Below are 26,160 nucleotides of genomic sequence, written 5' to 3' on the forward strand. Positions count from 1 at the left end.
GCAGGGGCGCACCGCTACTCCGGACTAAAACGGCGAATCGGTACGAAACTCACCCCTCCCGCGCTCGTGGCAGGCTAAGGGGCGTGTCCGAGACCGTGCCGGCCAAAGGTGCCGCGAAGCCGCCCCCGGCCGCCACCCTGCGCCGGATCGAGCGGCATGCCGGCGCGCTGGCCACCTCGTCGGTCGCCCGCATGGACGAGACGCTGCCGTGGTTCCGCGCCCTGCCGGCCGACCAGCGCTCGTGGGTCATGCTCGTGGCCCAGGCCGGCGTCCGGTCGCTGGTCGAGTGGCTGCGTTCGGGCGGAGTGGTCGCCGCCACCACGCAGGAGATCTCCGACGAGGTCTTCGCCGCCGCCCCGCGCGCCCTGGCCCGCTCGCTCACGCTGACCCAGACCGTGCAGCTCATCAAGGTGACCATCGACGTCGCCGAGACCGAGGTGGCCGCCCTCGCCGCCCCGGGCGAGGAGGAGCCGCTGCTCCAGGCCATCCTGAAGTTCTCCCGCGAGATCGCGTTCTCGGCGGCCCGGGTCTACGCGCGCGCCGCCGAGTCCCGCGGCGCCTGGGACGCCCGCCTCCAGGCCCTGCTGGTCGACGCGCTGCTGCGCGGCGACTCGTCCGACGTGCTGGCCAGCCGGGCCGCGGCGCTGGGCTGGGCCGACGCGCCCCCGGTGGCCGTGGTGGTCGGCCGCTCGCCGGGCGGCGACATCACCGCCGTGCTGCACGCCGTCTACCGGGCCGCCCGTCGCGCCCGCATCGAGGTGATCGGCGGCGTGCACGGCGACCGGCTCGTCGTGGTCATGGGCGGCGCGTCCGACCCGGTGGCCACGGCCGAGGCGCTGGCCGACAGTTTCGGCGAGGGCCCGATCGTGGTCGGCCCGGCCGTGCCGTCGCTCGACCACGCCACCGTGTCGGCCCGCGCGGCCCTGGCCGGCTTCCGGGCGGCGCCCGCCTGGCCCGGCGCGCCGAACCCGGTGGCCGCCGACGACCTGCTGCCCGAGCGGGTCCTGGCGGGCGACATGGAGGCGCGGCGGACCCTGCGCCACGACGCCTACGGGGCCCTGGCCCGCGCCGGCAGCGGCCTGCTGGAGACCCTGGACGCCTTCTTCGCTTCCGGCGGCGTGCTGGAGAGCGCGGCCCGCGAGCTCTACGTGCACCCCAACACGATCCGCTACCGGCTCAAGCGGGTGACCGAGGTGACCGGCCTGTCGCCGCTCGACGGCCGCGGCGCCTTCGCCCTGCGAGTAGCCCTGACCGTGGGCCGCCTCGACCCTGCGACCTAATTCACTAATCGTCGTTCATCCCGAAGGAGCCCCCGGAGAACGGGCCATATGGGGCGATTCACGGGCGCGTTTGTAGGGTTTCCACAACCGTTGTCGTAGGGTTTGGTGGCCGCCGTCAACCCCGCAACCGCGACCGATCCGGAAGAGTCGACTACGTGCTCGCCGTACTCTCCCCCGGCCAGGGTTCCCAGAAGCCCGGCTTCCTGTCCCCCTGGCTCGCCCTGCCCGGCGCCGAGACCAAGCTGCGCTGGTGGTCGGCCCTCGCCGGGGTCGACCTGATCCACCTCGGCACCGAGGCCGGCGCCGACGAGATCAAGGACACCGCCCGCACCCAGCCCCTGCTGGTCGCGGCGTCACTGCTGGCCGCGGGCGAGCTGCCGCTCGATCGCGTGGACGTGGTCGCCGGGCACAGCGTCGGCGAACTCGGCGCCACCACCCTCGCCGGCGTGCTGCCCGCCGAGGCCGCGGTCGCCCTGGCCGGCCTGCGGGGCCGCGAGATGGCCGCCGCCTGCGCCCTCGAGCCCACCGGCATGAGCGCTGTGCTCGGCGGCGACCCCGACGAGGTGCTGGCCGCGATCGAGAAGCACAGCCTGCACCCGGCCAACCTGAATGCCACCGGCCAGGTCGTCGCCGCCGGCTCGCTCGACGGGCTGGCCGCGCTGGGCGAGGAGCCCCCGGCCAAGGCCCGCGTCCGGGCCCTCGAGGTGGCCGGCGCGTTCCACACGCCCTACATGGCGCCCGCCGAGGCCGCCCTGGCTCTGATCGCCGGTGGCGTCTCCGTCGCCGACCCGGTCCGCACCCTGCTGTCCGACCTCGACGGCGCCGCCGTCACCAGTGGCCGCGAGATGGTCGAGCGCCTGGTTCGTCAGGTCACCGCGCCCGTCCGCTGGGACCAGGTGATGCGCACGCTGGCCGGCCTGGGCGTCACCGGCGTGCTCGAACTGCCGCCCGCCGGCACCCTGGCCGGTCTCGTCAAGCGCGAGCTCAAGGGCGATGGGGCCCCCGAGATCGTCACCCTCAACACGCCGGACGACCTGCCCGCCGCCCAGGATCTGATCGCCCGGCACGGTGGACACCCGATCGAAGGAGCAACACGATGACCGCGGGCACCCGCATTCTCGCGATGGGGCATTACCAGCCCTCGCGCGTCGTCACCAACGACGACCTCGCGGCGACGATCGACACCAACGACGAGTGGATCAAGAGCCGGGTCGGCATCGCCGAGCGGCGCATCGCCGACGGCGAGTCGGTCGCCGACATGGCCACCTTCGCCGCCGAGAAGGCGCTGGCCGCCTCCGGCCTCACCGCGGCCGACATCGACCTCGTCACGGTCGCCACCTGCTCCGCGGTCGACCGCTGTCCCAACGTCGCCACCCGGGTCGCAGCCCGCCTCGGCATCAACGCCCCGGCCGCCTACGACCTGAACACCGCCTGCTCCGGCTTCTCGTACGCCCTGGGCACCGCCGACCACGCCATCCGGGCCGGCGCCTCACGCAACGCCCTGGTCATCGGGGCCGAGAAGCTGTCGGACGTCACCGACTGGACCAACCGCACGACCGCCGTCCTGTTCGGCGACGGCGCCGGCGCCGCGATCGTCACCGGGGTGGCCGACGGCGAGCAGCCCGGCATCGGCCCGGTGCTGTGGGGCTCGGCGCCCGAGAAGGGCGACGCGCTGCGCATCGAGGGCTGGCAGCCCTACATCGAGCAGGACGGCCAGACGGTCTTCCGCTGGGCGACCACCGCGCTCGCCCCGTTCGCGCTCGAGACCTGCGAGAAGGCGGGCATCAAGCCGTCCGAGCTCGCCGCCTTCGTGCCGCACCAGGCCAACACCCGCATCATCGACGGCATCGTCAAGCGGCTGGGCCTGGGCCCTGACGTCGTCGTGGCCAAGGACATCGTGCACTCGGGCAACACCTCCGCGGCCAGTGTGCCGCTGGCCCTGTCGAAGCTGATCGAGAGCGGCGGGGTGCCCTCGGGCGCGCCGGTCCTGCTCTTCGGCTTCGGCGGCGGCCTCACCTACGCCGGTCAGGTCGTCCGCTGTCCGTAAGCGTCCGACCGGCCGGAGCAGTCCCCACCATTGAGAGGAACTACCAGTAATGGCTACTCGCGAAGAGATCACCTCGGGCCTCGCCGAGATCCTGGAGGAGGTCGCCGGCGTGAACCCGGACGACGTCGCCGAGGGCAAGTCCTTCACCGACGACCTGGACGTCGACTCGCTGTCCATGGTCGAGGTCGTGGTGGCCGCGGAGGAGAAGTTCGGCGTCAAGATCCCCGACAACGAGGTCCAGAACCTGAAGACCGTCGGTGACGCCGTCTCCTACATCGAGGCGAACCACTGACATGAGCAACGTCGACGTCGTCGTCACCGGGCTCGGCGCGACCACCCCGTTGGGCGGGGACGTCGCGTCCACCTGGGACGCCATGCTTGCCGGCCGCTCCGGGGTGAGTCGCCTCACCCTGGAGTGGGCCGAGCAGCTCACCGTCAAGATCGGTGCACAGCTCAAGGTCGACCCGTCCGAGGTCATCGAGCGGGTGCGCATGCGCCGGCTCGACCGCTCCGAGGCGATCGCCCTGATCGCCGCGAAGCAGGCCTGGGCCGACGCCGGGCTCGAGGAGGCCGGGCTCGACAAGGAGCGCCTGGCCGTCAGCTTCGGCAGCGGCATAGGGGGTGCGCTCACCCTGCTCAACCAGGACGACATCCTCGAGGAATCGGGCCAGCGCAAGGTCAGCCCGCACACGGTGCCGATGCTCATGCCCAACGGCCCCGCCGCCTGGGTCGGCATCGAGTTGCAGGCTCGGGCCGGCGTGCACGCCATGGCCAGCGCCTGTGCAACCGGCGCCGAGGCCATGTCGCTGGGTCTCGACATCATCCGCTCGGGCCGGGCCGATGTCGTCGTGGCCGGCGGCACCGAGGCAGTGATCCACCCGCTGCCGTACGCGGGGTTCGCCAACATGCGCGCCATGTCGACGCGCAACGACGAGCCCGAGAAGGCCTCCCGCCCGTGGGACAAGGGTCGTGACGGCTTCGTCTTCGGCGAGGGCGCGGGCGCGATCGTGCTCGAACGGGCCGACCACGCGAAGGCCCGCGGCGCGCGGATCTACGCGCGGCTGGCCGGCGCCGGCATCACGTCGGACGGCTTCGACATCGTGCAGCCCGACCCGGAGTGCAAGGGCGGGATCCGCGCGATGACCAAGGCGATCCGCGACGCCGGTCTGACCGGCGCCGACATCGCCCACGTCAACGCGCACGCCACCTCGACGCCGGCCGGCGACATGGGCGAGATCATCGGCATCAAGGCCGCGATCGGCACCCACCCGGTGATCACCTCGACCAAGTCGATGTCCGGCCACCTGCTGGGCGCGGCCGGGGCGCTCGAGTCGATCGCCACGATCCTGGCCATCCGCGACAGCGTGGTTCCCCCCACGATCAACCTGGACGACCCGGACGACAAGCTCGACCTCGACGTGGCCGCGCACAAGGCCCGCCAGCTCGACATCCCCGCCGCGATGAACAACTCGTTCGGCTTCGGCGGTCACAACGTGGCGCTGGTCTTCACCCGCGCCTGATCGTTCCAGGAGGAGGCCCGGCCGTCCGGCCGGGCCTCTTTTCCGTCTGCGCAGCTCGTTCAGCAGGCGGTTCGGGGCAGGCCGGGCACGGCTACGGGTGACTTGCCGGGGGCCTTCGCCTTGCCGGCCAGCACGGCGGCCAGGGCGGTCAGCGAGAGCTTGCTCGACGAGTACGTGGCCACCAGCACCGGCGACTTGGCCGAAGCCAGCAGGTACGGGGTGTCCATCATGACCGTCACCCGGGCCGCCGGGTCGAGGTCGACGCTCTTGTCGCCGTACCCGACAAGATGCACCACCGTGCCGCCCGCCGCCTGCACCTGGAAGCCCTGAGCCTGCAGCGCCCGGACCAGGTTGACTCGCGCCACCTCGCGCCCGCCGGAGGCGGTGACCGTGACCGGGCCGGTCAGCAGCGCCCCGGAGCACGGCCCCTTCAGCACGGTGATCGAGGCGGCGTCGAGAGCCGCCACCGCCTTCTCGTGCTCCGCGGTCGCCGAGGCGGCCAGCGGCGGACGGGTGGTGCCGCGAAACTTCAGCGTGAGGATGCGGGTGACGGCCTCGACCAGGCGGTCCTTCTTCAGCGAGCCGTTCTTCAGCCCGGCCAGGATGCCGTCGCGGGCGGCGCCGATGTTCGGCGGCATGAGCAGCATGTCGTTGCCGGCGTTGAGGGCTCGTACCGCTGCCTCGCCGGGTGTCCACTTCATCGCGGGCGGCATGTTCATGGCGTCGGTCATCGCGACGCCGGTGAACTTGAGCTGACCGCGGAGCACGTCAGTCATGATCTTTTTGGAGAAGGTGGCCGGCACGCCCTTGTCGAGCGCCTGCACGTCGAGGTGGCCGGACATCACGACGCCCGCGCCCGCACCGACGCCGGACTGGAAGGGGGGCAGGTCCTGGGCTGTCCAGGCCGCCTTGCTCTGCGACACCACCGGCAGCCCCTCGTGGCTGTCGCCGCTCGTGTGCCCGTGGCCCGGGAAATGCTTGAGGCCTGCCGCCACCCCGGAGCTCTCGAGACCCCGAACGGCCGCCGCGACCTGCTGGGCGTTGGCCTCGGGGTCGGAGCCGAACGCCCGTGAGCCGATCACCGTGTTGGCCGGCGGCCCCAGCGTGTCGGCGACCGGGGCGAAGTCGACGGTGATGCCCATGGCGGCCAGTTCGGCGCCGGCTGCCTTCCACGCCGCCTCGGTCAGCTCGGGCCGGCCCGCGGCGCCGGCTCCCATCGCCGAGGGCAGCATGGTCACACCCTCGGTGATGCGGGTGACCACTCCGTACTCCTGGTCGGTGCCGATCATCAGCGGGGCGCCACCGGGCAGCTTCGCCGCGGCCGCCTGCAACCCGTCGGTCAGCTCACGCACCTGCTTCGGGTTCTCGACGTTGGTGGTGGGGTTGGTGGCGCCGGTCGGGTCCTTGGCCGTGAAGGCGACCAGGATCAGGCCGCCCAGGTGGTACTTGGCGATCATCTCGGCCGGCGTGTCCACACCGGCCAGGCCCTGGTTGCCGGCGGCCGAGCCCTTGTCCACGGCCGTGGCGGAGCTGCCGTAGGCATACGGCATGAGAACCTGACCGGCCAGGTCGGAGTCGCTCATCGCGGCCACGGCGGCCGCCGCCCGGGTTGCCGGGTCGCCGGTCGGAGCAGCCGAGGAGGGCGCCACTGACGGCGGAGGCGCGGTGGACGTGCTCGTGGCGGGTTCCGGCTCCTCGTCCGAGCCGCACGCTGCCACTGCCACTGCCAGCAGTAGCGGTACGACCAGAGCCGCCGGATTCCTCACACCCGCCCGTTTCATCACGCCCGTCATCGAATCAGCACCGGGTTGCCCCGGCATCTCGGGGGCCCGAATTGCCCACCCTTCGGCGGCGGCCCGGCCCACCCGCGATCGCTTTCACGGGCTGCGGAGTGCGGCCGCGCGACACGGCCCGTGGATGCGATCCGCGGCTCGGCCCTGATCGCGTTCACGGGCTGCGGCGTGGCGGACGCGCAGCACGGGCCGGGAAGTGGATCATGGGTGGCGGGGTCAGCCCACCCGGGTCAGCAACGTCACCGGCGCGCCGTCACCGGCGTACCGGTAGGGCTCGAGCTCGGAGTCCCAGGCGGTGCCCAGAGCCTTGTCGAGGGCATGCGAAAGGGCCTCCGGCGCTCGCGCGGAGGCCATGATCGCGCGCAGCCTGTCCTCGCCGATCTGGATGTCCCCCGACGCGCCCATGATCCCGTGAAAGAGGCCGCGACCGGGGACGTGCATGAAACGCTCGCCGTCAACGCCCGGACTCGGTTCCTCGGTCACCTCGAAACGGATCATGGGCCACTGCCGGAGGGCAGCAGCCAGCTCGGCGCCAGTACCGGCGCGCCCGGTCCAGCTGCACTCGGCGCGCCGCATGCCGGGATCGACCGGCTGCGGCGTCCAGTGCAGGGTGACCGGCGCGGTCAGTACGCGCGCGATCGCCCACTCGACGTGCTGGCACACGGCGAGTGGAGTCGAGTGGACGTATACGACGCCACACGTTGGCACGGTGACCTCCCGGAGACCGAGGTGCGTCTTCCCCTACGACCTCGACCGCGGTTGATCGTGTCCCATGATGCCGGTTGGTACGGATGGTGCGCCAGAGAATCGGCAACATCGACATCGGATCGGCCGTAGTGGCACACCCTGAACAACGCTCCAACCTGCTCGGACGGCACGGTCCCGCGGACATCGTGTAGAGTTACCAAGGCCTTTTTTCTGCGTTCCTCAAGGAGTCCCGCCGTGGCGAGCAACACCTCAAAGACCGCCCGCGCATCAGTCCGCGCCGGCCAGGGATCTGGCGGCGCTCTGAGCGTTCTTGGTGAGTACAAATACCTCATCCCGCTCGCCAACGGCCGTTTCGCGTATGTGCGTAACCTGACCAACGGCAAGACCGCGCACCTCAAGACCGACTCCGACGCCTTCGTCGAGGAGGTCCGCATCCTGGCCGCAGCCGGCCACGGCGCCAAGATCCGCGCCGAGCTGACCGCGCTCGACGAGGCTCACCCGGCCGACGGCTGGGGCGCCACCGAGAAGCGCCTCGCCGACGCCGGCGTCTTCGAGGGCTGAGCACCGATCGCTGAAAGGCGCCCCGGCCGATGGCCGTGGGCGCCTTTTCGCATGGTGAAGATCAGCGCACGGAGATCATCCGGGCCGGATCACGACTTAACGGACGATCAGGGCAGCAGTTCGACCAGGCCCGTGTCGAGGTCGTAGACGGCGCCCACCATGGCGACCCGGCCCGACGTCACCGCGTCGGCCACCACGTCGACCGCGTTCAGCCGGCGCACCGTGCGGCCCACGTGGGCCCGCATCGCCTTTTCGGGCGCGTCAGGGTCGTCGACACCCACCCCGCGCACGGCCGGGGTGATCTCGTCGACCAGATAGCCGATCTCGCCGGCCGGGATCTCGCCCGCCCGCAGCGCGGCGACGGTCGAGCTCACAGCGCCGCAGCGCTTGTGGCCCAGCACCATGATCAGCGGAACGCCCAGTTCGGCGACCGCGAAGCCGACCGACCCCAGCACGGCCCGGTCGAGCACGTGTGCCCCCGAGCGCACCACGCAGATCGACCCGAAGGTCTGGTCGAAGATCGCCTCGAGCGGCACCCGAGAGTCGATACAGCCGAGAACGACCGCGTGCGGCTGCTGGCGGCCCGAGGCGGCGGCCGCGGCCGACACCTGATGCCCGTGCTCGGGGCGGCCACTCACGAATCGCTTGTTGCCCGCTAGCAGTTCTGCCAGGGCATCCTCGGCGTTCGTGATCGGAACTGAGGGCCCTGCCGACGGGTCGGTGGTCATACGTGTGATTCTCACTCAGATCTGCCGCATGAACAGCGAGTGCGAGGCAACTCACGTTCCGCACGGGACTTTCGGCCCTACCGGTCCCCGTGCCCCGAATCTGCCGGTGGCTTTTCCGGAGATCGCGAGTGATGATTATTACCCGTGGGTACGGAGGGGGTCGTGCGAATCTCGGAGGTGCCCATGGCGGAGCTGACCCTTCCCGATGGCGTACGCCTGCATGTCGAGGCCCACGGCCCGGCCGACGCCCCGGTCACCGTCGTTCTGCTGCACGGATGGTGCCAGGACAGGCGCACGTGGCAGCACCAGGTCGCCGCGATGCGGGTGCTCGGCGTCCGCCGCCCCCGCGTGATCACCTACGACACCCGCGGCCACGGCCGGTCCGGCGCCACCCGCCTGGCCGGCGCCACCCTGGCCCAGCTGGGTGACGATCTCGCCGAGGTGCTCCGCCGCTACGCACCCACCGGCCCGATCGTCCTCGGCGGCCACTCCCTGGGCGGCATGACGATCATGGAGTACGCCGCCGCCCATCCCACCACCTTCGCCGACCGGGTGGCCGGCCTGCTGTTCGTCTCGACCACCGCCGAGGGCCACACCCACACCCAGTACGGCCTGCCGTCCCGGCTGGCCGCCCTGATGCGCGCCGGCGAGACTGTCGGGGCCGGCCTGCTGGCCCGCTCCGGCCCGTGGTGCCCGCACCGCGCGCTGCTGCCCGCGCTGCGCCCGGCGGTCCGCTGGCTCCTCTTCGGCGACGAATGCGACAACGAGGCACTCGAACTGGCCATGCGCGCCTTCGGCCGGGCGCCGTTGCGATCGGTCGGCGGCTTCCGCGCCTCGATCGGCACCCAGCAGCGCCTGGAGACCCTGGCTGCCCTGGCCGATGTGCCGGCCGCGGTGCTGGTCGGCTCGCGCGACCGCCTCACCCCGCCGGCCTGCGCCCGCTCGATCGCCGGAGCCCTGCCCTTCGCCGACCTGAGCGTCCTGCCCGGGGCCGGTCACATGCTGCCGCTGGAGCGGCCGCAGGAGGTCTCGGCCGCCCTGACCGGAATCGTGGAACGCGTGACGCCGGCCCGCCGCCGGGTCAAGCGGCGTGCCGCCACGCAGCTCAAGAAGGCCGCGTAGCCGGTCCGGGCACCCCCACGGGGTCGAATCACGCCGATGTCCAGGCCGGGTGAGACGCGGGTGGCGTCGGAGGAGTAAGTTCGAGTGCTCCCTTTTTTTGCGAGCACGCTGCCCGAACGCGTGCACCGGGGGCCGGAAAGTGAGATTCACCGTCTTGAGCGACGCCACCGTTCTTCAGCAGGAGATCGCGGTCGAGCAGCAGCACGTCGACCTGGTCTACGCGCGCCTCGCCGAACTTCGCCGCGATGCCTCCCTCGCCGAGAAAGCGGGCTACCAACTGGCCGGGGTCGGCACCTTCGGCGCGCTGGTCGAGCGGGACGCGATGGTCTACCACGCCGCCCGCCGCCGGCACGCCCTCGACACCGAGCACGAGGGCCTGGTCTTCGGCCGCCTCGACATGAACTCGGGCGCGACCCACTACGTCGGCCGCATGGGCATCCGCGACGACAGCGCGCAGCCGCTGGTCGTCGACTGGCGCGCCCCGGCCGCCGCCGCCTTCTACCGCGCCACCCCGGCCGACCCGCTCGGTGTCGTCCGGCGCCGCATGATCCAGTCGAGCCGCGAGCGGGTCACCGGCATCGAGGACGACCTGCTCGACCCCGAGGCGGCGCCGGCCGACATGCGGGTCGTCGGCGACGGCGCGCTGCTGGCCAGCCTGTCCAAGGCCACCGGAAGCGGCATGCGCGACATCGTCGCGACCATTCAGCGCGAGCAGGACGACGCGATCCGCTCCCCCGCGGGCGGCATCACGATCGTGACCGGCGGCCCGGGCACCGGCAAGACGGCCGTCGCCCTGCACCGGGCGGCCTACCTGCTCTATTCCGACCGCAACCGGTTCGCCGGCGGCGGCATCCTGGTGGTCGGCCCGTCGGGCGTGTTCGTCCACTACATCGCGACCGTGCTGCCCTCGCTGGGTGAGGACACGGCGACCCTGCGCTCGCTGGGTTCGCTGGTGCCCGGCTACGACGCCGTCCGGGTCGACCCGAGCGACGTCGCCGCGATCAAGGGCTCGCTGCGCATGCGCCGGGTGCTCGAGCGCGCCTCGCACGACGCGGTGCCCGACGGACCCGTCGAGCTGCGCCTGCTCTACCGGGGCGCCCTGCTGCGGCTGAACCGGGCCGACCTCGACCGCATCCGCCGTTCGGCCCTTCCCCGCGGCGCCCGCCGCAACGAGGTGCGCGGCGCAGGCTTCGACCGGGTCTTCGACGCCTTGTGGGCTCAGGCCCGCCAGCAGAAGGTCAGCGGCCTGCCCGAGAAGCGCGAGTTCGAGGCCGAGCTGGCCGACCGCGCCGACTTCCGCGACTTCCTCAAGGCCTGGTGGCCGCAGTTCACGCCGCTGCGGGTGCTGCGCTGGCTGGTCGATCCGGCACGGCTGCGGGCGTACGCGAACGGTCTGCTCTCCAAGGACGAGATCGCGCGCCTGCAGGGGTCGTTCGACGCGCTCGCGGCCGAGGGCCCGACCATCGCCGACGTGGCCCTGCTGGACGAGCTCGACGAGCTGATGGGCCGCCCGCGCAAGCCCCAGCGCAAGTCGAAGAACCCGTTCCACGTCCGCGACGGCATCCAGGAGCTCAGCACGGCCAACGAGCGGCAGGCCGCGACCCGCGCCCAGCAGGTGCAGCGTGACGAGGACTACCGGGACTACGCGCACGTGGTGGTCGACGAGTCGCAGGACGTCTCACCGATGCAGTGGCGGATGATCGGGCGCCGCGGCTCGTACGCGTCGTGGACGATCGTCGGCGACCCGGCCCAGACCGCGTGGTCGGGCGACCCGGACGAGCTCGACCGGGCCCGCGACCGGGCGCTGGGTTCGCGCAAGCGCAACGACTACGCGCTGACCACCAACTACCGGAACTCGTCGGAGATCTTCGCGGTGGCCGCCTCGGTGATCCGCCGCATCATGCCGGACCTGCCCCTGCCGAGCGCCGTCCGCAGCACCGGCGTCGACCCGGTCGACCTGGTGACCGACGCGACGCGACTGCCCGACCTGGTGCGCGAGGTGACCGAGAAGCAACTCGCCGACGTCGACGGGACGATCGGCGTGATCACCCCGGTGCTCCGCCGCGACGAGATGGCGGGGTGGGTCGCCGGCCTGCCGGAGCGGGTCCAGGTGGTCACGGCGCTGGAGGCCAAGGGCATGGAGTACGACGCGGTGGTGCTGGTCGAGCCGGGCTCCCTCACGCGGGATCCGGCCGGCATGCGCACCCTCTACGTCGCCCTGTCCCGGGCCACCCAGCGCCTGACCACCGTCGGCACCGATGAAACCTGGCGTGGGTGAGAACTACGGAATGGGCACGGCCACGGCGTTGTACGTCGTGGTCGGCTCGGCGGGCGTGGTGAACCGGGCGTTCGGCAGATAGAACTTCCGGCCGTACTCCGCGATGGTGGTCGGCACGTCGAACGTCGCGCTGCCGGTGCGGGAGACGACCTCGCCCGTACGGGCCTCGCGGTCCAGCGCGACCTCAGCGATCACGTTGAGCCGGTTCTGCACGACGTAGAGCGTTCGGCCGCGCAACCACAGGCCGTCGCCGTTGACGACCGTCTCGGCGTCGTTGAGCTTGATCTCCCGGCTGCGTCCGTCGTAGCCGACCCGGAAGAGCTTGCCCAGGTTGGACTGCACGATGATCAGGCCGCGGCCGTCCGGCGTACGGGAGATGCCGTTGGCGTTGTTGCCGGTGGTGTACTGGATGTCGCCGGTCAGCGGAACGGCCACCGGCTGCGACTTGAGGCTCAGCGGCACCTTCCAGAGCACCGGGTTGGCCGAGTCGGTGAACCAGGCGGCGTCGCGGGTGAGCACGACGTCGTTGATGAACCAGGTCGTGGTGCCGGGACCCTTCAGCGTGTACGACTTGAGGATCCGGCCGCTGCGCAGGTCGACCACGCGGGCGGTGCCGGCGCTGCCCCCGGCCACGAAGAGCCGGTGGTTGTCGATCTTGAGGCCGAGCGACGGGTTGCCGGCGCCGGGGCCCTCACTGAAGACCGCGCCCTTGCCCGTACGCAGGCTGACCCGGTAGATGTCGCCGTCGACCCGGGAGCCGAAGTACGCGTACGGCTTGTCCCCGATGGCGATGCCCTCGGGCTGGAACCCGTCCGGCAGCGCCAGCGAGCTGGGCCACCTTTGGGAGGAATGTGCTGCGGCCGGCGCCGCGCCGGCCACCACGGCGAGCACCGTGGAGATGACAATCGCGAGGGTACGTCTGGACACGGATATCCCTTTCCAGGCGGAACTTGGCTGTCATCACCTTCCTACCCCGGTTTCGGCGTTCGGGTTCACCCCGCCGGGCCGCCCGCTCATAACCAGGAGACCTTCTGAGACCTTGCATATATAGCGATGTCCGCATACGTTAGCGCGGTTGACGAACGGCGACGGAAGGTTGACTCATGGGGGCCGGGCACGATCACGGAGGCCAGGCGCTGCGCGCGGGGGCGAAACACCGCAAGCGGCTCTGGTGGGCTGCCGGCCTGCTCGCCGGCTTCATGGGTGTGGAGGCGGTGGCCGCGTTCCTGACCGGCTCGCTGGCCCTGCTCTCCGACGCCGGGCACATGTTCACCGATGTGCTGGGCATCGCGATGGCCCTGGCCGCCATCACCGCGGCCGGCCGCGCCGCCACCGACTCCCATCGCACGTTCGGCCTCTACCGCCTCGAGGTGCTGGCCGCGCTGGCCAACGCCGCGCTGCTGACCGCGGTGGCCGGCTTCGTCGTGGTGCAGGCGTTGCGCCGGTTGACCGACCCGCCCGAGGTGCCGGCGGGCGCGATGCTGGTCGTCGCCGTCGGCGGCCTTGTCGTCAACCTGATCGCCTTCGGGCTGCTGCGCAGCGGCGCCCAGGAGAGCATCAACGTCCGGGGCGCCTACCTCGAGGTGGTCGGCGACCTGCTCGGCTCCGCCGGCGTCATCGTGGCGGCCGCCGTCATCGGGCTCACCGGGTGGGCGTACGCGGACCCGATCGTCGCCGTGATCGTCGCGCTCATGATCCTGCCGCGCACCTTCGCGCTCGGCCGCTCGGCGGTCCGCATCCTCGTGCAGGCCGCTCCCGAGCATCTCGACATCACCCGGGTGCGGGCCCGGCTGGCCGAAGTGCCGGGCGTCTGCGACGTGCACGACCTGCACGTGTGGACGCTGACCTCGGGCATGGACGTGGCCTCGGCCCACCTCAGCCTCGAGCCCGAGGCGGAATTGGGCGACGTGCTCACCACCGCACGGGAGGCGCTGCACGAGGACTTCCACATCGACCACGCCACGCTTCAGGTGGAGCCGATGGCCGCGGCCGGAAGATGTTCTCCCGCGGGGTGGTGAAGGTATGGCGATCATCACACCTCAGGGCGCACGATGATCACACCGGTCACCGCCTGTGCCGAGTTCCGTCCGGGCCCGGGCTCGCTCTCTACGCTTGGTGACCATGTCATCACGGGAGGACACCAGCATGACCACCGTCATCCACCAGCCGAGAGTCGCGTTCGACGCTGCCCGCGCGTTCGTGCTCGCCGCGGGCAGCCCACACTCCGAGGCCTTCGCCGCGCGGGTACTCAGCCGGTTGGGCAGCGAGATGTACGGCCACTTCGCCGACACCCGTCAGCGGCTGCTGACCGCGCTGGTCGAGACCGGCGGCGACCGGCACATGGCCGACGTCGAGGCCGGCAAGTGGCGCGTGCGCCTGGAGGACCTGTTGCGCACGCGGCCCGAGCTGACCGGCCCGGTGCTCGAGCTGGCGAACGAGGGTTTCGAGCTCTGACGGCTTTTGCGGTAATCCGCACCTAAACGGAGCTCTGCGGCAAGAATGCCTTTATGGGCGACGCTCGGGTGATGGTTTTCGCGCCGGCACCGCAACTCACGGTGACTATCGAACAGCAACACAACCAGCCGGAACTGCACGTCCATCCGGGCGGTCAGGGCATCTGGCAGGCCCGCATGGTCACCTCGCTCGGCGCCGAGGTGACCCTCTGCACCGCGGTCGGCGGCGAGGTGGGCCGCGTGCTCAAGCCGCTGCTCGACTTCAAGGGCGTCCAGCTGCGCACGGTGCCGCGCGAGAGCGGTAGCGGGTGGTACGTGCACGACCGCCGCAACGGCGCTCGCGTGGAGCTCGCCGAGCAGCCGGGTGCGCCCTTCACCCGCCATGAGCTGGACGAGCTCTACAACCTGGCGCTGGCCGAGGGACTGCGGGCCGGCAACGCGATCCTGAGCGGCCCGGCGCACCCCTCGGTGATCCGGCCCGAGGTCTACGGGCGGCTCGCCCACGACCTGCGCGCCCACGGCTGCCGGGTGATCGCCGACCTGTCCGGCGACCACCTCAAGGCGGTGCTGGAGGCCGGGCTCGACGTGGTCAAGGTCAGCCACGAGGAGCTGCTGCGCGACGGTGTGATCAAGGACGACTCCGAGAAGACGCTGACCGAGGCGCTGATCAACCTGCACGAGAACGGCGCCGAGATGGCCCTGCTGTCCCGGGCCGACGCGGGCGCGCTCGCCCTCTTCAACGAACAGATCTACCGGGTCGGCATCCCGAAGCTGACCATCGCCGACCACCGCGGCGCCGGCGACTCGATGACCGCCGGGATCGCGGCGGTGCTGGCCAAGGGGGGCGAGATGATGCAGGCGGTGCGAACCGGGGCGGCCGCCGGCGCGCTCAACGTCACCCGGCACGGGCTCGGCACCGGCCACCTGGACGCCGTTCAGGTGCTCACCGAACGGGTCAAGCTCACCCCGATCAAGAAGGCGCGATGACAAGAATCCTGGTCACCAACGACGACGGCATCGACGCGCCGGGGCTGCGCTGGCTGGCGCGGGCGGCGGCCCGCGACGGCCACGACGTCGTGGTCGCCGCGCCGGTCACCGAGGCCAGCGGCAGCAGCGCCGCGATGACCGCCGTCGAGGAACACGGCAAGATCATTCTGCACAGGCGCGAACTGCCCCACGCCAAGCACATTCCGGCGTACGCGGTAGCCGCCTCCCCGGCCTACATCGTGCTGCTGGCCCTGCGGGAGGCGTTCGGCGAGCCGCCGGAGATGATCCTCTCGGGCATCAACCGGGGCGCCAACGCGGGGGCCGCGGTCGTGCACTCCGGCACCGTGGGCGCCACCCTCACCGGCTCGTACGCCGGCCTGCACGGGCTTGCCGTCTCGCTCGACGTGCTGTCGCCCCGGGTATCCACGACCCGCAGCGGTGGCGCTGCGCTGGCCGCGCTGGACCACGAGGAGGACGAGAAGCGGCACTGGGGCAGCGCGGCTGAGCTGGCCGTCCGCCTCCTGCCGACGCTGACCCACACACCGGCCGGCACGATCTTCAACCTGAACGTGCCCGACCTGCACCTGGACGGGATCCGAGGGCTGCGCCGGGCGTCACTCGCCCAGTTCGGGCAGGTGCAGGTGAGCATCGCCGAGGCCGGCGAGGGCTTCGTGCGCACGGCCGTGCAGGCCGCCGACGACACCCTGCAACCGGACACCGACCTGGCCGCTCTGGCCGAGCACTTCGCGGTGGTGACGCCGATCCGCCCGCCGCACGAGATGACCGAAGTCAAGATCAACCTGGAGACCATCCCGCTGCACGCGTCGGCGCTCCAGTAGAAGCGGCAGTCCAGGCGCACGAAGAACGGCAAGAATCTGCGCCGCAGCAGGAGTGGCCGCATCTGCGTCCAGCGGGGCGGCCGGCGTTGGCGGCGCGGCGCGGGGCGGAGGGCAAACGAAAGCGGCCGGGTCGAATGACCCGGCCGCCTTCGTTGATCAGGTCAGGCGCCCGAGACCGCCGGCTGGGCCGCCCCGGCCTCGCCGAAGGGCTGCGGGTTGCCGAACAGGCCGAGCAGCCCGGTCACCCAGAGCTGACGATGCGCGAAGCGGCTGGGCCGCGTCACGACGAGTTTTACCTCACTGACCTGAGCGAGCTGGAACGCGGCAACGAGCGCGCTGATGCCCACCGAGTCGATGAAGGTCACGTTCTGCAGATTGAGCTCGATGCGTACGAGCTTTCCGGCCCCCAGCTGCGTCGCCACAGCCTCACGGATCTCGTATGCGTTCTCGACGTCGATCTCGCCGCTGGGCGAGACCTCCACCACGTCGTCGGCAAGCGTCGACGTCATTATCGACAGCGTCACGCCAATTCCCTCCACCCGCCCGGGACTTCCGAGCGTCTTTCCTCGCACGCGAGGGACAACCTGAGCGAGCCGTTCTCGCTCAGTCACCCCCACGCCCGGGGGCAGTCGGACTACCCCCGGAAGGTTCGGTGAAACTGACCAAAAGGTTAGGACCCGAACCTGTCAGGCACCTGAGTGCCTCGTGTGAACCGGGTCAAGAGTACCGGTGGGTGGCAACTTGTTTCCGAAACGTGATGGCGTCCACACCGGACACGTTTGCTGAACGCGGCACGAGGGCAGGGTTAAGGGCGAGCGAGCCGGGAGGTAAGAGAAATGTTCTCCACCAAGAGCAAGACGGAACGAACCGCCACGCAGGCTTGGGAGTACCTGACGGCTGCCATGGCAGCAGCAACGGACACCGCCAAGGACACGACCGACAAAGCCGCCAAACTGGCCGGTAAGGCCAGTGATCAGAGTCACAAGCTGGCCGGCCGGAGTCAGCAGCTCGCGGGCAAGGCGGGTGGCAAGGCCGACGTGGCGTGGGCCCGGGCCAACGCCGCCGCGGCCGCCCTGGCCGGGCAGAAGCCCTCGCGGCCGTGGGGCCTGATCGTCGGAGTCGGGTTGCTCGGCGTCGCCGTCGGCTGGGCCGTGGCCACCTCGGCCCGGGCCGCCCTGGAGCAGCAGGCCGAGGCCGAGGAGCGTGAGCTGGCCGAGACCGCAGTCGTGGTCACGCCCACGTACGACAACTGACTCGACACTTCCCGGGCGGTGCTTCGTGCCGCCCGGGAAGTGTCGTACCCCACTTCTAGGCTCTGGGGCATGGCAGCAGAGTTCTTCGATACCCCGGCCGAGCTGCGCGCGTGGTTCGAGCAGCATCACGAGACCGCGCCCGAGCTGTTCGTGGGCTACTGGAAGAAGGGGTCGGGCCGCACCGGGGTCACCCATCCCCAGGCCATCGAGCAGGCCCTCTGCTTCGGCTGGATCGACAGCGTCGGCCGCACCATCGACGACCGGCGCTACCAGGTGCGCTTCACCCCGCGGCGCAAAGGCAGCGTGTGGAGCGCGATCAACGTCGCCAAGATCGCGGAGCTGACCGAGGCCGGGTTGATACATCCGTCCGGCCGGCGGGCCTTCGAGCAACGCAAGCCCGACCGGGTCGCCGTGTATTCGTACGAGCAACCCGTCGACGCCGTCCTCGACGACTCGCAAACCGCCCGATTCCAGGCAGATGATGCGGCCTGGCAATGGTTTTCGGCCCAGTCCCCGTCCTATCGGCGGGCGGCTGTGCATTGGGTGGTCAGCGCGAAGCGGGCCGATACTCGCGAGCGCCGCCTGGCCCAGCTCATCGCCGATTCGGCCGCCGGCCGCAAGGTGCCCCCTCTGACCCCCCGCTGAGCTCGCGGGCCAGTTACAGTTTCGCCGTCGCTCCGCTGTGGTTCGCCACCCGATTAGATAAGGTCCGTTGGTGCTTGCTGCCGGACACCTGCTGGGCAACCGTTACCGGTTGGACGAGCGCATCGCCACAGGCGGGATGGGTGACGTCTGGCGCGGCACCGATGTCGTGCTGGGCCGAGTCATCGCCGTCAAGGTGCTGCGCTCCAACATGATGGCCGACCCCGAGTTCGCCGCCCGTTTCTACGGCGAGGCCCGCATGATGGCGGCCTTCCGTCACCCCGGCGTCGTCGAGGTCTACGACTACGCGAGCGCCGGCGAGTCCGGCGGCGACGACGGCATGGCCTATCTGGTCATGGCCTACGTCGAGGGCGAGCCGCTCTCGACCCGGGTCAAGCAGGGCCCCATGCCCGTCCCCGAGGTCATGTCGATCGTCGGTCAGGCGGCCGACGCGCTGCACGCCGCCCACCAGGCCGGCACGGTCCACCGCGACGTCAAGCCGGGCAATCTCATCGTCAAGCCCAACGGCACGGTCGTGCTGGTCGACTTCGGCGTGGCCCGCTCGGCCGCGGTGACCAGCGTGACGGCGGTCAACGCGATCGTCGGCACGGCGCTCTACATGGCCCCCGAGCAGGTCGCCAAGGGCAACGTCAGCGCGGCCACCGACATCTACGCCCTGGGCGCGGTGGCCTACCACTGCATCGCCGGTCACCCGCCGTTCGACGGCGACAACGCGCTCCAGGTGGCGCTGCGCCACCTCGAGGACGAGCCCGAGCCGCTGCCCGAGCACGTTCCGCTCGAGGTGCGCCAGCTGATCGAGCGGGCCATGGCCAAGCAGCCGGGCGACCGCTTCCAGTCGGGTGAGGAGTTCGCCGAGGCCGCCTTCGCCGCGGCCGGGCCGCTGGACTGGAAGAGGATGACCGGCACCACCATGGTCGCCCCGCTCAGCCCGGCTGCGCCCACCCGGGCCGTGCCGATGCCCCGCGACCTGCCGCCCAAGGTGCCGCCGACGACGCCGGCGTCGCTCACCTCGACGTCGCTGGGCGCCAAGCGCCCGCCCCGCAGCCAGACGGCGCTGCTGGTCGCCGTGATCGCCCTGCTCGTGCTGGCGGGCGGGCTGGCCTTCGCGATCGCCCTGAGCGGCGACGACGACAAGGCCCCGATCAACAACTCCGTGCCCCCGGGCGCCTCGGCCGACCCGACCACCGGCCCCAGCTCCGAGGTCTCCGAGGAACCGAGCGAGACGCCGACGAGCCAATCGACCACGCGCGGCAACGTTCCCAACCGCACCCGCACGCCGAGCCCGACGAACACCTCGGCGCCGTCGTCCGCGCCCACCACCACGCCGCCCACCACCACGCCGCCGGCGACGACGCGACCGGCCACCACGCCGCCGACCACACCCCCGACGACGCCGCCGACGACTCCCCCGGTCACCCCCACCACGCCGATCGTCCCGCCCGTCGAGGGCGCCGACCCGTAGGGCCGCCGGGCCGGCGTGACGTGCCCGGCCGGGCGCTTCCGGTTCACGCGGGAGAGAGAGCCGAAGTCGTGACTGATGCCCGGTGGTGCCTGCGCAGTGCCGCGCGAAGCGCTGCGTCGCGCCGGCGACGTCGGCCGCAGGCCGGTCGCATTCAGTGCCGCGCGAAGCGCTACCGGGGTTGCATGTGGCCGCCCGTTGTGCGGACGCCCTCCTCAGCCCCGCCGCAGGCCCGCGTGATCCGGGAAACGGGCTTTTCCGCTTGACCCTCACACAGTGTCAGGCCCGAGAGTGAGGGGACCATGTTCAGTATCGGAGAGTTCGCGGGCCTCGGCCGGGTGTCGGTGCGCATGCTGCGCCACTACGACGCCATCGGGCTGTTGCGCCCCGCCCAGGTCGATCCGCACAGCGGATACCGGTCCTACACGGCTGCTCAGCTGCGTCTGCTCAACCGCGTGACCGCCCTCAAGGATCTCGGCTTCAGCCTGCAGCAGGTGCAGACATTGATCGACGAGAAGGTCGACACGCAGGAGCTGCGCGGCATGCTGCGCCTTCGGCGGGCCGAGCTGGCGGCGCGGATGGTGCAGGACACGGCCCGTCTGGCCCAGGTCGACGCGCGCCTCCGGATGATCGAGAGTGAGGGGCACATGGACACGGGAGATGTCGTCCTCAAGAGCGTTCCGGCCACCCGGGTGGCCATGCTTTCCGCCACCGCGACCAGTTACGACGACCCGACGTCGATCACCGAGAACCTCAGCCCGCTCTATCCGCGGCTGATGGAGCTCATGGAGAAGCACGGCGTGCCGATGACCGGGGCGCCGATCGCCTACTACACCGAGGCGCCGACAGGGCCGGGCGACGAGACGATCGGCGTCCATGCCGCGTTCCCGATCGGCGACGCCGCCGTTCCGGCCGACGCCGGGTTCGACGCGGTCGTGGTGCCGCCGGTCGAGCAGGCCGCCACCGCGGTGCATCACGGTTCGATGTCCGAGGCTTTCCGCACCGGTCAGAAGCTCGCCAACTGGATCGACGACAACGGCTACCGCGCGGTCGGCCCCGGGTTCGCGGTCGAGGTGTACCTCGACTGCCCGCCCGGCGACTTCGACAAGTGGGTCACCGAGATGCAGGTGCCGGTGCGGGTCGCAACCGAAGGCTAGGGCCGGTCTGCTGGGTCACGTAGGAGTGCAGCAAGATCCAGGCGGCGCCCGGCGTCGGCCGCGGGAAGACCGCATACCGGTGCCGCCTGGGCCACGCCGCGGCCTTGCGTGATCCAGCAGACAGATTCTTGCCTAAGGTCGGGGTCGGAGCGGCCGATGATGCCGGGCGGCACGGAAAATGCAACCGGGCCGCTACCGAAAGGCCGCGACCATGACAGCCCCGATCCCGTACGCGCAGTACCCGACCAACCCGCCCTGGGTGACGCCGGAGCCGGACCCGGAGCCGGCCGCGGCAACGGGTCCGCACACGGATCACGGCCGGCTGCTCGTGCGTTTCCCGGAAGAAATGGCGCGGGCAGCGCGGCCGCAGGCGCCGGCGTGGGCCCCGGTGGTGTTCTGGACGTTGCTGCTCGGCCTGCCCGGGGTGGTTTCGGCGTTCCGTCGCGGCGCGGAGGCGCACCGCGGCGGTAACGAGCGCTACCCGTACTGGCTGGCCTTCGGCACCGTGCTCACCGCCGCCGTCGTGGCGTTCCTGGCTCTCCGGACGACGTGAGGCGACCGCCAGTCACCGACACGGTGATTGGCGGTCGCAGACACAAAGCCCGGCGCCGGTGACGAAGCAGTGCTTGCGGACAGGGCGACGCGAGTGGTCAGAACTCGACGGGCACGCCGTCGCGGACCAGCTGCCAGTTCTTGACGAAGAAGTCGGCCGGGTCGATGGCGCCCTGGGCCTGGGCCCAGTCGATCAGTAGCTGCCGGATCTCCTGCTGGGCGTTGTAGACCTGCGTCTTCACGATCCCGGGGAAGTTGCCGCCCCCGGAGCGGCGGTAGTTGTTGACAGCCACCACGAAGCGCGCGGCCGGGTCGACGTCGTCGCCGGCGATCTGCAGGCGGGTGATGCGGGAGCCGACGGGCTGGCCGATGTCGATGTCGTAGTCGACGCCGGAGAGGACGTCGTAGTTGTAGTCGGGCACGGCGGGATCGCTGATCGTGGCCGGGTCGGCGGGAGCACCGGGCGCGAGCGTCACGAAGTACTTCGCCGAGTATTCGAGGTACGCCCTCACCTCGGCGCCGGTCAGCACGACGGCCTCGAGCGTGTTGTCGTAGATGTAGAGGCCGGCCACGTCCTTGATCTTGACGTCGCCCCGCGGGAAGACCGCGGTGCGGCTGAACGGGGCGGCGATCGACAGCACCGGCAGACTCGCGTGCTCGGTGCCGGCCAGGGCGGCGGCGACCGTGTCGGTCTGCACCTTGTTGATGTAGTCGAGGATCGGGGTGTCCTCGTAGCGGGAGGACGCCGCAGAGAGTTCCTCGGTCGAGGTGGCCACGACCTGGTTCACGTACGCCACGGTCTTGTTGTGCTGGGCGCGGACCGCCGCCAGGACGTGCGGGTCGGGCTCGACCGTGTTGGTGTTCAGGGTGGCCGACGACTTGGCGGTGACCGCCCAGCGGCCGTTGCGGCGCACCAGGTCGAAGTCCATCTTCGTGAGGCGCTGACCCCACTTGGACGGCTCGGAGAGCAGCACCTGCTTGCCCGTGCGCGCGTTGGTCACGAACCGCTGGGCCACCTCGGCGTGCGCGTGCCCGAAGAGGATGGCGTCGATGCCCGGCACCTGCTCGGCGATGAGCGCCGACGGGTTCTCGTTGGGCAGTTCGGGCCCGTACGACGAGGTGCCGCTGTCGCCGCCGTGTGCCGAGATCAGGACGATGTCAGCCCCACGGGCCCGCATGATCGGCACCCATTTGGCCGCGGTCGCCACCAGGTCGAGGAATTCGAGCCTGCCCTCGACGTTGGCCCGGTCCCAGATCGCCACGCCGGGGTTGGTGAGCCCGAGGATGCCGACCCGCAGGGTGGGCGCGTGCCGGCCCGGCGAGACCTTCTTGATGACGTACGGGGTGAAGGCGGGCCGGCCCGTCCGCGCGTTCACCGCGTTGGCTGCCAGCGCCGGGAAGCCGAGCTGGCGGATCCACAGGTCCAGCAGCGGTAGTCCGTAGTTGAACTCGTGGTTGCCGAGCGTCACCGCGTCGTACCGCAGCATGTTCATGGCCCGGGCCATCGGGTGCTTCTCGCCGGTCGTGGTGATCGGCTCCTGCTTGGCGTAGTAGGTGGCCAGCGGCGTGCCCTGGATGGTGTCGCCCGCGTCGAGCACCAGCGTCGCCCCGGTCGCCTCGGCACGCAGCCGGTTGACGAGGGCGGCCAGCTTGGCCACGCCGACGTCGTTGTGCGCGCTGTCGTCGTATTCGGCGTCCTTGTAGTAATCCCAGTTGTAGACGTTGCCGTGGGTGTCGGAGGTGCCGAGCACGGTGAGCCGGTAGCTGCGTTCCGGGTGAGCCTGAGCCGCGCCGGCGCCGACGATCGGGGCCGCCACCGAGGCGGCCCCGACCGCCAGCAGGGTTCGCCGGGAGAGAGTCATGTCTTGGCCTTTCACAGTGGAGACATAGCACGATAGCCCTCGATGCCCGGCCGCGGTCCCTACATGGCCTCGGGCACCGGGATGCCGAGCAGATCGAGGCCCAGCCGCAGGGTGTCGCCGGTGCGCGCGGTCAGGCTCAGCCGGCCGGGCGAGGACTGGATCGGGCATCTCTCGTAGAAGGTGGAGAACGCCGCCGCCACCTCGTGCAGGTGGACGGCGAGCCGGTGCGGTTCGCAGTGCTCGATCGCGGCCGCCACGACCGGCTCGAGGCCGAGCAGGGCCAGGGCCAGCCGCCGCTCGGCCGGGTCGCCCAGAACGACCGGGCCGGGCTCGGCGACGGCCTTCCGCAGCACCGACCGGATCCGGGCCACGGCGTACTGCAGGTAGGGGCCGGTGTTGCCGGTCGTGGCCAGCATCCGGTCCCAGTCGAAGACGTAGTCGCCGCGCCGGTCGGAGGAGAGGTCGGCGTACTTGATCGCGCCGATGCCGACCGCGGGCGCGGTGGCCCGGGCGTCGGCCTCGTCGAGCAGGTCGACCAGCTTGATCGTCTCGCCCGACCGGCTCTTGAGCATCTTGCCGTCGGCGCCCAGGATCGACCCGAAGCTGATGTGCTCGGCGGTCGCCCCGTCGCCCAGCCAGCCCGCGTCCCGGCCCACGGCGAAGACCATCTGGAAGTGCATGCTCTGCGGGGCGCCGACGACATAGAGCAGCCGGTCGCCCTTGAGGTCGCGCGTCCGGTGCCGCAGGGCCGCGAGGTCGGTCGCCGCGTACCCGAAACCGCCGTCGCTCTTGCGTACGATCAGCGGGAACGGCTCGCCGTCGCGGCCGGTGAACCCGGCCGGGAAGGCGCAGAGCGCGCCCTCGCTCTCGACGAGCAGACCCTTGGCGGTCAGCTCGTCGAGCACCGACGCGAGCTGGTCCTGATAGGAGCTCTCGCCCGCGAAGTCCGCCGCGCCGAGCGTGATGCCGAGCCGGGCGTAGTCGGCCACGAACGACCGCTCCGACTGCTCGACCAGCCGCTGCCACATCTGCCGGGTGGGCTCGTCGCCGCTCTGGAGCGCGACCACCCGCAGCCGGGCCCGGGTGCGGAAGTCGTCGTCACCGTCGAACTTGACCCGGGCCTGCCGGTAGAAGGCGGTGAGGTCGCTCAGGCTGAGCTCGCCCGACGGGCCGCCGAGATCGGCCATGTGCTCGATCAGCATGCCGAACTGGGTGCCCCAGTCGCCGAGGTGATTGACCCGGACGACGTCGTGGCCGGCCCACGTGAACAGCCGGGCCAGGGCGTCGCCGATGATCGTCGACCGCAGGTGGCCGACGTGCAGTTCCTTGGCCACGTTGGGGCCGGAGTAGTCGATCACGACACGCTGCGGCTCGACCGGCGGCGGAGCGACGGGCTCGGCGAGCAGCGCCACCAGCACGTCGTCGGCGACGGTGAGGTTGAGGAAGCCGGGGCCGGAGATCTCGGCCTCGGCCAGGCCCGCGAGGTCGGCCCGCGCGGCCACCTCGGCGGCGATCTGCCGCGGGGGGCGGCCCAGCTTGCGGGCGAGGGCGAGCGCTGCCCCGGACTGGAAGTCGGCGTGCTGCGACGCCCGCACCACGGGATCGACCGGCTCGCCGGCGACGGCCTCGAGGGCCACCGCCAGCCGGGCGGCGAGGAGAGCTTCGAGATTCATGATCAAACCCATCGACGTACGCGGATGACGGGTCGACCGGGTGTGCGGGAAGCATCCGGCGGGATCGACCCGCCGGGGAACAGCAAGGACTCAGCGGCGGCCGTGAAGAGGCCGGCGTCGCTCGCTGAAGGTCTGCATGGGCACACAGTAACGCACGCGGCAAGATGAGAACCGTGACGATGCCGTTGTGGGTGACGGGTGAGGCGGGGCTGCTGCGGCTGCCGTCGGGGCGGTCGGTGCGGGGGCGCGGGCTGCGGGAACCGATGCCGTCGGGGCATCCGCCGACGTTCGGGGTCTACCTGCTGGGCTCGGCGCCGCCCGAGTTCGGGTGGGTCAGCCGGTGGATCCGGTGGCCCGACTTCCGGCTGCCGGGCGATCCGGCGTACGCGGGAAGGGTCTTGGAAGAGGCTTGGCAGCGCGCCCGGACGGAGCGGGTCGAGATCGCCTGCGGCGGCGGGCGCGGGCGTACCGGAACCGCGCTGGCCTGCCTGGCCGTGCTCGACGGGGTGCCCGCGACGGAGGCGGTGGCGTACGTCCGCGAGCACTACCACCCGCGAGCCGTCGAGACGCCGTGGCAGCGCCGGTTCGTGCGGGACTTCCACGCGCCCAAGAAAACGGGGCAGTGATCAGAAGCGGCCATTACGCTGGAGCAGCATGCCGTCACCCTGGGGGACTCATGATTGTCGTGGAGCGCACGCTTGCCACCAATGTCGCCCCTGGTGTGGCGCTTGATTATCTGAGCGACTTCGGCAACACCGCGGTCTGGGATCCGGCCGTGCGGCAGACCACCCGCAACGACGCCGGGCCGATCGCACCCGGCGCGAGCTGGCACCAGACCTGCCGGCTGCTCGGCATCACCACCGAGATGACGTACACGCTGGTCGAGTTAGCTCCCGGGCGGCTGGTGTTCCACGGGCGCAACGAGGGCGCCACCTGCATCGACACAGTGGCAGTGCGGCCGGCCGGCACGGGCAGCGAGGTGACGTACCGGATCGAGCTCGAGATGCACGGGCTGGCCAAGCTGGCCGGCCCGGTGATCAAGATGGAGTTCGAGAAGCTGGGCACCGCCGGCGCCGGCGCTCTCGCCGCGGCCCTCGACCAGCTCGCCCCCGGCGCTCGCGCCGCGGAGCTTCAGTTCCCCGCCGATGTCCCGCACTCCCCCACGCTCCCGTCCCGCAGCCAGGAGGCCCAAGCCTGAGGGGAAGCGCCTCCTTTGTGGAGGGCG

General features: G+C 71.3%; 26 protein-coding genes. 19 read left to right on the forward strand and 7 right to left on the reverse strand.

What is annotated here, in order from left to right; genetic code table 11:
• The first annotated feature begins 83 nt into the window (after positions 1 to 83).
• The 5 genes from KXC43_RS13440 to fabF all read left to right on the forward strand — a co-directional run bounded on the left by KXC43_RS13440 (position 84) and on the right by fabF (position 4,847).
• Positions 84 to 1,280, forward strand: coding sequence for a PucR family transcriptional regulator (locus KXC43_RS13440; protein WP_251800169.1), 1,197 nt, complete (start codon positions 84 to 86; stop codon positions 1,278 to 1,280).
• Between the two features lie 155 nt (positions 1,281 to 1,435).
• The gene (locus KXC43_RS13445) at positions 1,436 to 2,380 is read left to right on the forward strand and encodes an ACP S-malonyltransferase (protein ID WP_221376370.1); all 945 of its coding nucleotides are present in this window, start codon (positions 1,436 to 1,438) and stop codon (positions 2,378 to 2,380) included.
• A complete protein-coding gene (locus KXC43_RS13450; protein WP_221376371.1) occupies positions 2,377 to 3,327 on the forward strand; it encodes a beta-ketoacyl-ACP synthase III in 951 nt (316 codons plus the stop codon). The genes KXC43_RS13445 and KXC43_RS13450 overlap by 4 nt, the downstream gene beginning before the upstream one ends.
• Before the next feature lie 49 nt (positions 3,328 to 3,376).
• Positions 3,377 to 3,619, forward strand: a complete 243-nt coding sequence (locus KXC43_RS13455; protein WP_184953034.1) for an acyl carrier protein — start codon at positions 3,377 to 3,379, stop codon at positions 3,617 to 3,619.
• A 1-nt stretch (position 3,620) separates the two neighbouring features.
• Complete coding sequence (fabF, locus tag KXC43_RS13460; RefSeq protein WP_221376372.1) at positions 3,621 to 4,847, forward strand: beta-ketoacyl-ACP synthase II; 1,227 nt, start codon at positions 3,621 to 3,623, stop codon at positions 4,845 to 4,847.
• 59 nt (positions 4,848 to 4,906) lie between these two features.
• Here the strand turns inward: fabF and KXC43_RS13465 are convergent, their stop codons facing one another.
• Both KXC43_RS13465 and KXC43_RS13470 read right to left on the reverse strand, forming a co-directional pair.
• Positions 4,907 to 6,628, reverse strand: coding sequence for a glycoside hydrolase family 3 protein (locus tag KXC43_RS13465; protein ID WP_221376423.1), 1,722 nt, complete (start codon positions 6,626 to 6,628; stop codon positions 4,907 to 4,909).
• Between the two features lie 228 nt (positions 6,629 to 6,856).
• Positions 6,857 to 7,348: a DUF3145 domain-containing protein gene (locus KXC43_RS13470; protein WP_221376373.1), complete on the reverse strand. Its 492-nt coding sequence runs from the start codon at positions 7,346 to 7,348 to the stop codon at positions 6,857 to 6,859.
• A gap of 234 nt (positions 7,349 to 7,582) precedes the next feature.
• On the opposite strand from KXC43_RS13470, the gene KXC43_RS13475 reads away from it, so the two are divergent.
• Positions 7,583 to 7,909, forward strand: a complete 327-nt coding sequence (locus tag KXC43_RS13475) for a hypothetical protein (RefSeq protein WP_221376374.1) — start codon at positions 7,583 to 7,585, stop codon at positions 7,907 to 7,909.
• Positions 7,910 to 8,016: 107 nt separating this feature from the next.
• Here the strand turns inward: KXC43_RS13475 and KXC43_RS13480 are convergent, their stop codons facing one another.
• Positions 8,017 to 8,637 carry a carbonic anhydrase gene (locus KXC43_RS13480; protein ID WP_221376375.1) on the reverse strand — a complete coding sequence of 207 codons (621 nt, stop codon included), beginning with the start codon at positions 8,635 to 8,637 and terminating at the stop codon, positions 8,017 to 8,019.
• 183 nt (positions 8,638 to 8,820) lie between these two features.
• Between KXC43_RS13480 and KXC43_RS13485 the strand changes: the two genes are divergently transcribed.
• Both KXC43_RS13485 and KXC43_RS13490 read left to right on the forward strand, forming a co-directional pair.
• Positions 8,821 to 9,759 (forward strand): alpha/beta fold hydrolase, encoded by a 939-nt coding sequence (locus KXC43_RS13485; protein ID WP_255644045.1) that lies wholly within the window; start codon positions 8,821 to 8,823, stop codon positions 9,757 to 9,759.
• A gap of 154 nt (positions 9,760 to 9,913) precedes the next feature.
• Complete coding sequence (locus KXC43_RS13490) at positions 9,914 to 12,037, forward strand: HelD family protein (RefSeq protein WP_221376376.1); 2,124 nt, start codon at positions 9,914 to 9,916, stop codon at positions 12,035 to 12,037.
• Between the two features lie 3 nt (positions 12,038 to 12,040).
• Here the strand turns inward: KXC43_RS13490 and KXC43_RS13495 are convergent, their stop codons facing one another.
• Positions 12,041 to 12,964 carry an SMP-30/gluconolactonase/LRE family protein gene (locus tag KXC43_RS13495; RefSeq protein WP_221376377.1) on the reverse strand — a complete coding sequence of 308 codons (924 nt, stop codon included), beginning with the start codon at positions 12,962 to 12,964 and terminating at the stop codon, positions 12,041 to 12,043.
• Positions 12,965 to 13,140: 176 nt separating this feature from the next.
• On the opposite strand from KXC43_RS13495, the gene KXC43_RS13500 reads away from it, so the two are divergent.
• The 4 genes from KXC43_RS13500 (at position 13,141) to surE (ending at position 16,316) form a co-directional block, all read left to right on the forward strand.
• Positions 13,141 to 14,055 (forward strand): cation diffusion facilitator family transporter, encoded by a 915-nt coding sequence (locus KXC43_RS13500; RefSeq protein ID WP_221376378.1) that lies wholly within the window; start codon positions 13,141 to 13,143, stop codon positions 14,053 to 14,055.
• A 103-nt stretch (positions 14,056 to 14,158) separates the two neighbouring features.
• Positions 14,159 to 14,491 (forward strand): hypothetical protein, encoded by a 333-nt coding sequence (locus KXC43_RS13505; RefSeq protein ID WP_255644024.1) that lies wholly within the window; start codon positions 14,159 to 14,161, stop codon positions 14,489 to 14,491.
• A gap of 71 nt (positions 14,492 to 14,562) precedes the next feature.
• Entirely contained in the window at positions 14,563 to 15,477 is a 915-nt protein-coding gene (locus tag KXC43_RS13510; protein WP_438870885.1) for a 1-phosphofructokinase family hexose kinase, read from the forward strand.
• Positions 15,474 to 16,316: a 5'/3'-nucleotidase SurE gene (gene surE / locus KXC43_RS13515; protein WP_221376380.1), complete on the forward strand. Its 843-nt coding sequence runs from the start codon at positions 15,474 to 15,476 to the stop codon at positions 16,314 to 16,316. Before KXC43_RS13510 ends, surE begins: the two co-directional genes overlap by 4 nt.
• Positions 16,317 to 16,477: 161 nt before the next feature.
• Here the strand turns inward: surE and KXC43_RS13520 are convergent, their stop codons facing one another.
• Entirely contained in the window at positions 16,478 to 16,840 is a 363-nt protein-coding gene (locus KXC43_RS13520) for an STAS domain-containing protein (protein ID WP_221376381.1), read from the reverse strand.
• 312 nt (positions 16,841 to 17,152) lie between these two features.
• Between KXC43_RS13520 and KXC43_RS13525 the strand changes: the two genes are divergently transcribed.
• From KXC43_RS13525 to KXC43_RS13545, 5 genes are all read left to right on the forward strand, one after another.
• On the forward strand, positions 17,153 to 17,569 hold the full coding sequence (locus KXC43_RS13525) for a hypothetical protein (RefSeq protein WP_221376382.1): 417 nt from the start codon (positions 17,153 to 17,155) through the stop codon (positions 17,567 to 17,569).
• A gap of 69 nt (positions 17,570 to 17,638) precedes the next feature.
• Positions 17,639 to 18,214: a YdeI/OmpD-associated family protein gene (locus KXC43_RS13530; protein ID WP_221376383.1), complete on the forward strand. Its 576-nt coding sequence runs from the start codon at positions 17,639 to 17,641 to the stop codon at positions 18,212 to 18,214.
• A 70-nt stretch (positions 18,215 to 18,284) separates the two neighbouring features.
• Positions 18,285 to 19,694 (forward strand): serine/threonine-protein kinase, encoded by a 1,410-nt coding sequence (locus tag KXC43_RS13535; RefSeq protein WP_221376384.1) that lies wholly within the window; start codon positions 18,285 to 18,287, stop codon positions 19,692 to 19,694.
• Positions 19,695 to 19,993: 299 nt separating this feature from the next.
• The gene (locus tag KXC43_RS13540) at positions 19,994 to 20,848 is read left to right on the forward strand and encodes a MerR family transcriptional regulator (protein ID WP_221376385.1); all 855 of its coding nucleotides are present in this window, start codon (positions 19,994 to 19,996) and stop codon (positions 20,846 to 20,848) included.
• A 211-nt stretch (positions 20,849 to 21,059) separates the two neighbouring features.
• Entirely contained in the window at positions 21,060 to 21,401 is a 342-nt protein-coding gene (locus tag KXC43_RS13545) for a hypothetical protein (protein ID WP_221376386.1), read from the forward strand.
• 97 nt (positions 21,402 to 21,498) lie between these two features.
• Here KXC43_RS13545 and KXC43_RS13550 read toward each other — a convergent pair whose 3' ends face one another.
• Both KXC43_RS13550 and argS read right to left on the reverse strand, forming a co-directional pair.
• The gene (locus KXC43_RS13550; RefSeq protein ID WP_221376387.1) at positions 21,499 to 23,262 is read right to left on the reverse strand and encodes a bifunctional metallophosphatase/5'-nucleotidase; all 1,764 of its coding nucleotides are present in this window, start codon (positions 23,260 to 23,262) and stop codon (positions 21,499 to 21,501) included.
• 59 nt (positions 23,263 to 23,321) lie between these two features.
• Positions 23,322 to 24,935, reverse strand: a complete 1,614-nt coding sequence (argS, locus tag KXC43_RS13555) for an arginine--tRNA ligase (RefSeq protein WP_221376388.1) — start codon at positions 24,933 to 24,935, stop codon at positions 23,322 to 23,324.
• A gap of 179 nt (positions 24,936 to 25,114) precedes the next feature.
• Between argS and KXC43_RS13560 the strand changes: the two genes are divergently transcribed.
• Positions 25,115 to 25,561 carry a protein-tyrosine phosphatase family protein gene (locus KXC43_RS13560; protein WP_438870886.1) on the forward strand — a complete coding sequence of 149 codons (447 nt, stop codon included), beginning with the start codon at positions 25,115 to 25,117 and terminating at the stop codon, positions 25,559 to 25,561.
• Positions 25,562 to 25,611: 50 nt separating this feature from the next.
• Positions 25,612 to 26,133 carry an SRPBCC family protein gene (locus tag KXC43_RS13565; RefSeq protein ID WP_221376390.1) on the forward strand — a complete coding sequence of 174 codons (522 nt, stop codon included), beginning with the start codon at positions 25,612 to 25,614 and terminating at the stop codon, positions 26,131 to 26,133.
• Positions 26,134 to 26,160 lie beyond the last annotated feature (27 nt).

This window comes from Paractinoplanes polyasparticus (genome assembly GCF_019710575.1).
Classification (GTDB): Bacteria; Actinomycetota; Actinomycetes; order Mycobacteriales; family Micromonosporaceae; genus Actinoplanes; species Actinoplanes polyasparticus.

Coding starts and splice junctions, on each gene's coding strand:
- surE (WP_221376380.1), top strand. CDS start 15,474: ATGACAAGAATCCTGGTCACCAACGACGACGGCATCGACGCGCCGGGG.
- fabF (WP_221376372.1), top strand. CDS start 3,621: ATGAGCAACGTCGACGTCGTCGTCACCGGGCTCGGCGCGACCACCCCG.
- KXC43_RS13505 (WP_255644024.1), top strand. CDS start 14,159: ATGTCATCACGGGAGGACACCAGCATGACCACCGTCATCCACCAGCCG.
- KXC43_RS13465 (WP_221376423.1), bottom strand. CDS start 6,628: ATGAAACGGGCGGGTGTGAGGAATCCGGCGGCTCTGGTCGTACCGCTA.
- KXC43_RS13530 (WP_221376383.1), top strand. CDS start 17,639: ATGGCAGCAGAGTTCTTCGATACCCCGGCCGAGCTGCGCGCGTGGTTC.
- KXC43_RS13525 (WP_221376382.1), top strand. CDS start 17,153: ATGTTCTCCACCAAGAGCAAGACGGAACGAACCGCCACGCAGGCTTGG.
- KXC43_RS13560 (WP_438870886.1), top strand. CDS start 25,115: ATGCCGTTGTGGGTGACGGGTGAGGCGGGGCTGCTGCGGCTGCCGTCG.
- KXC43_RS13500 (WP_221376378.1), top strand. CDS start 13,141: ATGGGGGCCGGGCACGATCACGGAGGCCAGGCGCTGCGCGCGGGGGCG.
- KXC43_RS13550 (WP_221376387.1), bottom strand. CDS start 23,262: ATGACTCTCTCCCGGCGAACCCTGCTGGCGGTCGGGGCCGCCTCGGTG.
- KXC43_RS13545 (WP_221376386.1), top strand. CDS start 21,060: ATGACAGCCCCGATCCCGTACGCGCAGTACCCGACCAACCCGCCCTGG.
- KXC43_RS13565 (WP_221376390.1), top strand. CDS start 25,612: ATGATTGTCGTGGAGCGCACGCTTGCCACCAATGTCGCCCCTGGTGTG.
- KXC43_RS13455 (WP_184953034.1), top strand. CDS start 3,377: ATGGCTACTCGCGAAGAGATCACCTCGGGCCTCGCCGAGATCCTGGAG.
- KXC43_RS13540 (WP_221376385.1), top strand. CDS start 19,994: ATGTTCAGTATCGGAGAGTTCGCGGGCCTCGGCCGGGTGTCGGTGCGC.
- KXC43_RS13510 (WP_438870885.1), top strand. CDS start 14,563: ATGGTTTTCGCGCCGGCACCGCAACTCACGGTGACTATCGAACAGCAA.
- KXC43_RS13485 (WP_255644045.1), top strand. CDS start 8,821: ATGGCGGAGCTGACCCTTCCCGATGGCGTACGCCTGCATGTCGAGGCC.
- argS (WP_221376388.1), bottom strand. CDS start 24,935: ATGAATCTCGAAGCTCTCCTCGCCGCCCGGCTGGCGGTGGCCCTCGAG.
- KXC43_RS13450 (WP_221376371.1), top strand. CDS start 2,377: ATGACCGCGGGCACCCGCATTCTCGCGATGGGGCATTACCAGCCCTCG.
- KXC43_RS13480 (WP_221376375.1), bottom strand. CDS start 8,637: ATGACCACCGACCCGTCGGCAGGGCCCTCAGTTCCGATCACGAACGCC.